Source organism: Kitasatospora sp. NPDC059817 (genome assembly GCF_042731835.1).
Lineage (GTDB): Bacteria > Actinomycetota > Actinomycetes > Streptomycetales > Streptomycetaceae > Kitasatospora.
Genome location: NZ_JBHWIR010000248.1, coordinates 1 through 8,442 on the forward strand (window position 1 = coordinate 1; position 8,442 = coordinate 8,442).

Sequence of the window (8,442 nt, forward strand, 5' to 3'; positions counted from 1 at the left end):
GCGCGCGGGCGGGGTGCCAGTGTGGGGGGGGGGGCCCCCGGTAGACGCCCGCTCCGGGGGGGCGACAGGGGTCCGGGGTTCGTAGTTCACCGCGTCGCCGACGGTCCTCAACCCCGTGACCCGGTCGTCCGGGATCTTCACCTCGAACCTGTCCTCGACCGCCACGGCGATCTCCATCATGGCCAGGGAGTCGACGTCGAGGTCGTCGGTGAACGACGTCTCGGCGCTCACCTCGGCGGAGTCGATGCCGAGGACCTCTTCGACGATCTCGGCAATGGCGTTGAGGATGTCGATGTAGTCCACCACGGGTTCCTCTCTCTGGGGATGGGGATGGGGTCGGCGTCGGCCATCAGTCGGTGCGGCGGGCCTCGGTGGGGACGTCAGAGCCCGAGGCGTCGCCGGTAGGCGAGGAGGGTGCGCAGGAAGCCGTCCAGCTGCTCCTCGGTGTGGCCCGCGTGCGGGAACAGGCGCAGGAGCGCCTGGTTGCGTGAGACGGCCGGGTAGGAGAAGACGGGGACGAGGTAGCCGTCCTCGACGAACCACTCCCGCATCTGCAGGGCGGCGGCGTCGCTTCCGATCGGCACCGAGAGCATGTACGACTCGGTCGGCGTCGTCGCCGTGCCGGCCTCGTGCATCTGTTGGCGAAGGCGGGCGGCATGCGCCAGGTAGTCGTCGACGATCCCCGGAGTGCCGGCGAGGACGTCGATCGTGCGGTCGGCGGCGTAGGCGGTCGGCGGCTGGATGGCAGCCGTGAACATCGAGGTGCCGGAGAGCAGTTCGAAGGCGTCGATGGCCGCCGCCGGCCCGGCGATCGCGCCGCCTTCCAGACCGATGGCCTTCGACAGCGACACCATGACGAAGTCGGCCCGCTCCCGGATCGCGGCCGCCTCCCGGGCGTAGGGGCGGTTCTCGGGCCCGTAGACCATGAAGCCGTTCGCATCGTCGATCATGCTGACGGCGCCGTGCCGGTCGCACTCGTCGAGGATCTCCACGATCGGCCCCATGGTGCCGTCGGCCGAGTAGATGCTCTCGGCGATCACCACGGTCTTGCGGGTGCGGGCCCGGTCCAGGACGCGTGCCAGGTCGGAGACGTCGTTGTGCCGGAACGCGTGGACGTTGCGGCCGTAGTCAAGTCCCTGGAGGCCCTTCCAGATGCTCCAGTGGACGTCGCGGTCGACGACGAACACGGTGTCGTGGTTGCGCACCTCGATCCCGGCGTCGAAGTGCGCGGAACTGCTCATGGCGTGGACGAACCCGATGTTGGCCAGGAGCCCCGTGGCGAAGCTGATGGCTCGTTCCTTGCCGGTGTGACGGGCGATCGTCGCCTCCAGCACCTGGTGCGGGCGGCAGATCCCCTGGGTCATCCTGGACCCGCTGGTGCTCAGGCCGTGGGCGAGCGCCCCCTCCGCGAAATGACGCCGTACCGGGACGTGGCGCTCCAGATCGAGGAAGCTGATGCTGGCGAAGTTCACCAGCTCGCGGCCGTTGCGGACGATGGTCGGCCCGACCGGACCGTCCACCACCGGCGGGCGGTACGCCGTGTCGTGGGTGTTCGCCTCGACGAAGGCGGCGAAGGCCCACGGGGCCAGGCGGTCCGCGGAGGGTCCAGCGGTGCGGGACGCGGTCATGGCGAGGTTTCTCCTCCACGATGGGCGCGGGGCGGTGAGGGCTCCAGGGCGGTGGCAAGGTGGCCGAGCGAGGCCGTTCCGGCCAGTTCGTCCGACGCGATACCGGTGAAGCCGAACCGGTGGAGCAGCGCCAGCAGACGGGGGACGGCGACCAGGGTGACTCCGTGGTCGGCCAGGCAACGGTTCATGTCCACGGCGTCAGGGCTGTCGGAGGGGCTGCCCGGCAGGCCGCCGGGTGTGACAGCGGCCACGGCGGCGGCCAGCGCCCGTTCGGCGTCTGTCGTGGGCGGGCGAGACGGGATCCGCAGCGTTCCCGTGTCGGTGGTGGGGGTGGAGGACCGGCCGGATCCCGGACCGGCCGGGGACAGGACGTAGCGGCCCGGGGCCGCGATGCCGGGCACTTCGTCGAGGTGGTCCAGGACGTGGCGGTGCAAGTCGTCGGGGGTGACACCGGGGGCGGTGCGAGCGTGTGCGACGAGGTGCGGTTCGCCTTGCCCCGCGGCGTCCCCGCTGGGCGCCACCGTCACGTCGAGCACTCCGGGATGGCCGCGCAGCACGTCCTCGACCTTGGCCGGGCACACCCACCCCTGCGGGGCGCGCCACCATCCGGAGGCGGCCGGTGTCAGCGGGCGCGCCGGAACCGGGCACTCGGCACCGCCGGCGAGCGCGCGCAGGAAGGCGCACAGACGGACGGGCAACGCCACGGCCTGCCCGGCGTCGAGCAGGTGGTCCCCGACGGTGACATCGAGGGTGACGAACCCCGCGTCGAGGCTGAGGTCGACGTAGAGCGTGTCGCAGGGCTCGTCGGGCGCGCTGCGGATCCAGGTGGCGGACGCGTCCGGCAAAGTGTCGTGCGCGGGGGCCGGGTACCCGGGGACCAGGTAGTCGCGCGGCCACGAGTAGCAGTTGTACTCGATGGTCGGTACGGTCACGACACCGAGGCGACGGTGCATCCGCGCCTCGGCGGCGACCAGTTCTGCGGGGCGCCACTGACCGTGCCGGTAGGCGGCGGCGGAGGCGGCGGCCACCGAGGCGACCACCTCGCCGAACGCCGCGCCCGGGCGGAGGTCGATCTGCACCGGAACCGTCAGGGCCCGGACGCCGACGCTGTTGCGCAGAGCGGCCCGGGCCCGGTTGGAGACGACCACGGACGCGAGGAACCGGTGTTCACCGGTGCGGCCGGCGACGTCGTGGGCCAGCGCCGCGAGCACGACGACCTCCGGGCTGACCCGATGTCGCCGGGCGACGCGGTGGAGATCGTCGTACGCACCCACCGAGCGGTGCTGGAGGCGGTGGCGTCCGGCGCCGTCGTCGGCCCCGCCGAACGGTGCCAGCACGCCGGTCGGATTGCTCGCGCGCCGCGCGAGCCACTCGCGCTCCGCCGCGCGGGCGCGTTCCAGGGGCTGGGCGGCGACCGTGTCGAGCGGGTGCACGGGCGCCTCCGCCGGCGCGCCGACGCCGCGCAGTTGATCGTGCAGTTGGTCGTGCAACTGGTTGATCAGTACCGCCAGCCCCCAGCCGTCGATCAGCACGTGGTGGGCGGCCAGCAGGACCGCACGCGGCCTTCCCGCCACGAGCAGCACCCTGGCGAGCCAGGGCGGATTCCGCTCGGGATCGATCGGGCGGGCGGCCAGCGCCGCGGTGGCGGCCTCCAGGGTGCCGGCATCGACGGCCGGGACGTCGAGGTGGTCGACCGGCAGCGGGGCCCAGTCCGCGCGGTGGACGTGCTGGATCGGGCGGAGCGGGTCGACCGTGGTGCGCAGCGCCTCGTGACGGGCGGTGAGGGAGGCCAGTGCCACGTGGACGTCGGCGAGGGTTGCCGGGGGCGGGACGTGGCAGTGGTCGGCGAGCGGCGTCGGGTTCACCCGCCGTGCTGCGGGAATGGTGCGTTCGAACCAGTGCCACTGCTGGACCCAGGTCAGCGGCCCGCTGCGGGTGACGGCGGCGGCGCTCGGGGTCGGCTCCGGGAGGCGGTTCACGGCCGGGCCCTCAGACCGCTCGGACCACGAGAGCGGCATTGTGGCCGCCGAAGCCGAACGAGTTGCTGAGAGCGATCCGCATCCGCTCGTGGTGCTGCGCCCGGTGCGGCACGAAGTTGATGTCCGGGTCGATCGGCTCGTCGCAGTTGATGGTCGGTGGGACGTCACCCGTGCGCAGGACCTGGATCGAGGCCACGAGCTCGACCGCTCCGGCGGCACCGATCATGTGCCCCGTCATCGACTTGGTGGAGCTGACCGGGATCCGGGTGACACGATCACCCAGCACCTTGCGCAGGACGGCCGTCTCGGTGGCGTCGTTCAGCACCGTTCCGGTGCCGTGCGCGTTGACGTAGTCCACGTCCGCCCCCGTGATCCCCGCGTCGCGCAGCGCCGCCTCGACGGCGAGGCACGCGCCCCGCCCCTGCGGATGCGGGGCGGTCCAGTGATGAGCGTCGGAACTCGCTCCGTAACCCGCGAGTTCGGCCAGAGCCGTCGCCCCTCGCAGGTCGGCCACCTCGGCGGCCTCCAGCACCACCACGGCGGCCCCCTCGCTCATCACGAACCCGTCGCGGTGCGCGTCGAACGGCCGGCACGCCGCAGTCGGGTCGTCGTTGCGCCTGGACAGCGCGCGGGCGTTGCCGCTGCCCGCGAGGTCGACGGTGGTGACGCAGGCGTCGGCGCCGCCGACCAGGACGACGTCCGCCTCCCCGTTGCCGATCATGCGCATCCCCGCGCCCACCGCGTCCGCGCCGCTGGCGCACGCCGTGCTCTGGGCCCGGCTGGGCCCCTGGGTGCCGAGACGCATGCTGATCTCGCAGGCTGCGCTGTCCATGGCGGTGGTGACCTGGGTGAACGGGCTGATGCCCCGCGGCCCCTTGTCGCGCAGCGTGTTCGCGGCGCGGTAGATCGCCCCGACCGGGCCGTAGCCACTGCCGATGATCACGGCGACCCGCGGCGCCAGGCGGTCGTCGACGACGAGTCCGGCGTGCTCGCACGCCTCCAGCGCCGCGGCGAGGGCGTACTGCGCGTACGGGTCGGCGCGGCGGCTGACCGTCGGCGGCATGTAGCGGCCGGGTGTGAAGCCGCGCACCTGGCCGCCGATCCGGACGCCGAGACCGGTCACGTCGATCGCGTCCACGGTGGCGATGCCGCTGCGGCCGGCGAGCATCGCCGCCCAGGTCTCGCCGACACTGTGGCCGAGCGGCGTCACCGCCCCGTACCCGGTGACCACCACCTGGCGCCGGTGCCGGCTGCGCCCGGCGTCGCCCCGCTCTCCTGCGTTCGTCACTGGGGAACCACCTCGGCTGCGTTCGTCACTGGGGAACCACCTCGGCGTCGCGGATGCAGGGGAGGATGTCGTCGGGCGCTACCGGCACCATGAGCACGGCCGTGCCTCCCCGGGAGCAGAACCGTCGCGCGGCAAGAAGCTCAGCGGTCAGCGCGGCCTTGTCGCGCAGCACTCGACAGTGGATGTCCGGCCCGTCCACCACGGGCGGCGGCGCGCCCGGGCGGGCGAAGGGGTGGCGTTCGGCGTCGAGCCCGAGGCGGGCGCGCTGGGCGTCCAGCCAGCCGTAGCCGCCGTTGCACAGCACCACGTACAGCACGCCGCCGTGGGCCGGAGCGGTGACGGCGATGTCCGCGCGGGCCGCGAGGAACGCGCCGTCCCCGATGAACGCGGTGACCTCGTGGTCCGGGGCGGCCCGCTTGACCCCGATGGCCGCGGCCGCGCCGAAGCCCAAGGGGGTCTGCTCCGACGGCACGACGGACCCGCCACCGACGTGGAAGGGGAAGCCGTAGGACCACATGTCCTGCAGCCCGTTCTCCTGGACCAGCACACGGGGCTCGCCCGCGGTGGCGTCGAGCGCGGCGAGCAGCTCGGCGATGCGGATCCCCGGCAGCGTCGCCGCGCGGACCAGTTCCGCCTCCACCTCAAGCGACATGGCCTTGCGGGCGTCGGCGATCCTGTTCGCCCACACCTCGGTCGCGTCCGCGCGTTCGGCCTCGCCGCCCTCCTCCAGCGCCCGCGACCAGCCGAGCACGGCGTGCCGGGCGTCCCCGAGCACCCGCGGGCCCGCGAACTCGGCCGACAGGCCGCCCGGATCCACGTTGACCTGCACCACCGCGACCGGGGGCCACGGTGTTCCGCCTTCGACGACCGTCTCCTCGAGTCGCCCGGCGAGCGACACCACCAGGTCGCAGGACGACCACAGTTCGCGGGCGGGGGCCGCGGCGTAGAGGCCCGCCACGCCGCAGAACAGCGGGTGGTGCTCGTCGACGGCACCGCGGCCGGACGCGGTGGTGAAGAGCGCCGCGCCGAGGCGTTCGGCGAAGCGCTCGACCACGCCGCCGCCGTTGCGGTGCCGCATTCCGCCGCCCACCAGCACCACCGGACGCCGGCTCTCGCGGATCGCCGCCAGGGCCGGCCCCGGCGTCACGGGAACGGACTCGAGGACCAGTGGTTCGGGCAGCGTCGGCCATGCTCCGGTGACGAGGACCTCCGCCGTGCGGACGTCATCGGGCACCTCCAGGTACACGGGTCCGGGCGGCGGCCCCAGAGCCCGGGTCAGCGCCGTCACCGTCGCGGGGACGACCCGGTCCGGATGCCCCACCCGGTGCGCCCACCGCACGAGCGGCGCCGTCACGGCGACCTGGTCGAGTTCCTGGAATCCGCCGCTGCCCCGGCGGCGTTCGGGCACGCCGGCGGCGAGCACGAGGACGGGTGCACCGGACTCCCGCGCTTCGAGCAGTCCCGTGGCCGCGTGTGTGACAGCCGGGCCCTTGCCCAGTGCGCACACGGCGAGCCGGCCCGACTGCAGCGCGTAACCGGTCGCCATGTACATCGCGTTGCGCTGGTCACGGCACGGCACGAGGTCCAGTCCGGCGGCGTCGAGGGCACGAAGCAGCTCCAGATCGTCGCCGGGCAACCCGAAGCAGGTGTCCACCCCGTTGGCCACCAGCAGGTCGACGATCGCGGACCACGCGTCGGCGTACCGTCTGCTCACCTGGCTCACCTGGCTCACCTTGCTCACCTGGTTCACTCCCCGCTCACCGTGACGGGGGCAGCCGTCGGGAGGGTCTGTGCCACGGCCTGCGACATGAGCAGCGGTTCGGCGTGCCGCTCGCCGCCGTAGGAGATGTAGTTCGCCCGCATCCCGAATCCGCCGAACGGGCGGTTGCCGTCCTCGGCGTCGAGCAGCGTGTGGTCGACACAGGTCTGGTGACGCCTGGCCAGCACATCCACCGTCTGCGGATCGTTCCCGTAGACCATCGCTCCCAGCGCGCGCTCGCTGAAGTAGGGGTTCGACAGCCGTTCACGCAACAGCCTCGCGCTGGGATAGGCCACGACGTTGAACACCGGGGCGAACATCTCTTCGAGGGGGATCTTGTCGTCGAAGCCCCAGAGCAGCACGGTCGGCTCGATCTTGCGGGACGGCAGGTCGATGCGCCCGCCGTGCCGGATGCGACGTGCGTGGTGCACCAGGTAGCCCGAGCAGTTCACCAGCGCCGAGTCGTAGAAGATCGGGCCGTAGTCGGCGGCGGGGTCGCCGTTCCTTCCGAATCGCAGCGAAGCCAGTTCGGCGGACAGCAGGTCGACGAAGTCCTCGGTGCGGCCCTTCGGCGTGAACACGACGTCGGGACCGAAACAGTCCTGGCCCGAGTTGTAGAGCCGGATCCTCGTGAGGTCGTGCACGGCGCGGGTGAGATCGGCGTCGGGTGCGATCACGAAGGGGTTGATGCCGTTACCGAAGAAGAGGAGGAGCTGGTCTTCCGCCAGCCCCTCGCGGACGGTCTCGGCATTGACGTAATTGCCGGTGAAGACGACGAGGTCCGCCTCGCGTACCGGCCCTGTCACGAATTTGCGCTGACTGAGCTCGGAAAGGCTGATGGGCAGGCCGTGAACCGGTGCCAGCAGGTCGTGCAGGCGCTGCACCTGGCTTTTGATCTCGGAGGACGGCCGAAAGGTGATTCTTTCGCTGTAAAGGGATGCTATGAGCATGTAGAGCGCGTAGGAATGGAGCGGCATGTTGGAAGGCATGAATACCGCGACCCGAGGCACGCAGCCGGGCCGGACGCGACGGATCTCCTCCTCCGCTCCGTCCAGGGTGGCGAGGAAGGAACGGATCTCCGCGCCGGCGGTGTGGTGGGGCGAGATCTCGGTGAGGATTCCCATCACCGCGTCCTCGTTGTCGGCCACGTACTGGCGCACTGCGCGCAGCGCGTCGACACGGCCGGCGAAGGGGATGCGGTAGCCGGTCGCACCGACGGTCGAGCCGGTGGTCGAGCCGGCGGTCGAGCCGGATGCGGTGACGTCGGTGGTCGTCCTGGGCGATGCGGACAGCGAGCTCATGGCGATCTTCTCCAGAACGGCCCGGTCGGGCTTTCCCGTGTTCGTGAGGGGCAACGAGGGAAGCACGACGATGTGGTCGGGCTGCTCGTAGCGGGCGAGCACAGGGCGCAGCAGCCGTTTCCAGTGCGCGGGCTCGTGAGCGTCCGGGTCCGCGATCACGAACACCAGACGACAGCCCAGACGTGCGTCGGGGACCGCGACGACCTCGGTCTGCGCGCCGGCCGACTCGGCCAGCTTGGCAAGGTGGTCGGGATAGAGCGTGTGGCCGTCACGGTGCGCGGCGTGCTTGCGCCCGACCGGGAAGACGCGGCCGGCGTCGTCGATCAGGCCGATGTCGCCGGTGCGGTGAACGGGACTCGACACCGGAACGATCTCACCGTCGGCGCCGAGGTGGCCGGTCATCAGGCCGTCACTGCGGACGACGAGCTCGCCGAGCCGGCCGTGGGGACGCTGCCTGCCGTGGGGGGGCGGGGGGTCGACGACCACA

The 8,442-nt window shown here is 72.2% G+C and carries 6 protein-coding genes; all 6 read right to left on the reverse strand.

All coding sequences use genetic code 11. From position 1 onward, the window contains the following. Positions 1 to 306, reverse strand: a 306-nt coding sequence (locus ACFV61_RS32230) for an acyl carrier protein (protein ID WP_380495494.1), incomplete at its 3' end; no start/stop codon positions are given. 74 nt (positions 307 to 380) lie between these two features. Beyond that, positions 381 to 1,628 (reverse strand): aminotransferase class I/II-fold pyridoxal phosphate-dependent enzyme, encoded by a 1,248-nt coding sequence (locus tag ACFV61_RS32235; RefSeq protein ID WP_063351932.1) that lies wholly within the window; start codon positions 1,626 to 1,628, stop codon positions 381 to 383. Further along, on the reverse strand, positions 1,625 to 3,607 hold the full coding sequence (locus ACFV61_RS32240) for a condensation domain-containing protein (RefSeq protein ID WP_380495496.1): 1,983 nt from the start codon (positions 3,605 to 3,607) through the stop codon (positions 1,625 to 1,627). The genes ACFV61_RS32235 and ACFV61_RS32240 overlap by 4 nt, the downstream gene beginning before the upstream one ends. A 10-nt stretch (positions 3,608 to 3,617) precedes the next feature. Then, entirely contained in the window at positions 3,618 to 4,895 is a 1,278-nt protein-coding gene (gene fabF / locus ACFV61_RS32245) for a beta-ketoacyl-ACP synthase II (protein ID WP_380495498.1), read from the reverse strand. 25 nt (positions 4,896 to 4,920) lie between these two features. Continuing rightward, entirely contained in the window at positions 4,921 to 6,636 is a 1,716-nt protein-coding gene (locus tag ACFV61_RS32250) for a thiamine pyrophosphate-binding protein (protein ID WP_380495500.1), read from the reverse strand. Between the two features lie 5 nt (positions 6,637 to 6,641). After that, positions 6,642 to 8,442: aldehyde dehydrogenase family protein (locus ACFV61_RS32255; protein WP_380495502.1), on the reverse strand; the 1,801-nt coding region annotated here is incomplete at its 5' end.

Coding starts and splice junctions, on each gene's coding strand:
- ACFV61_RS32235 (WP_063351932.1), bottom strand. CDS start 1,628: ATGACCGCGTCCCGCACCGCTGGACCCTCCGCGGACCGCCTGGCCCCG.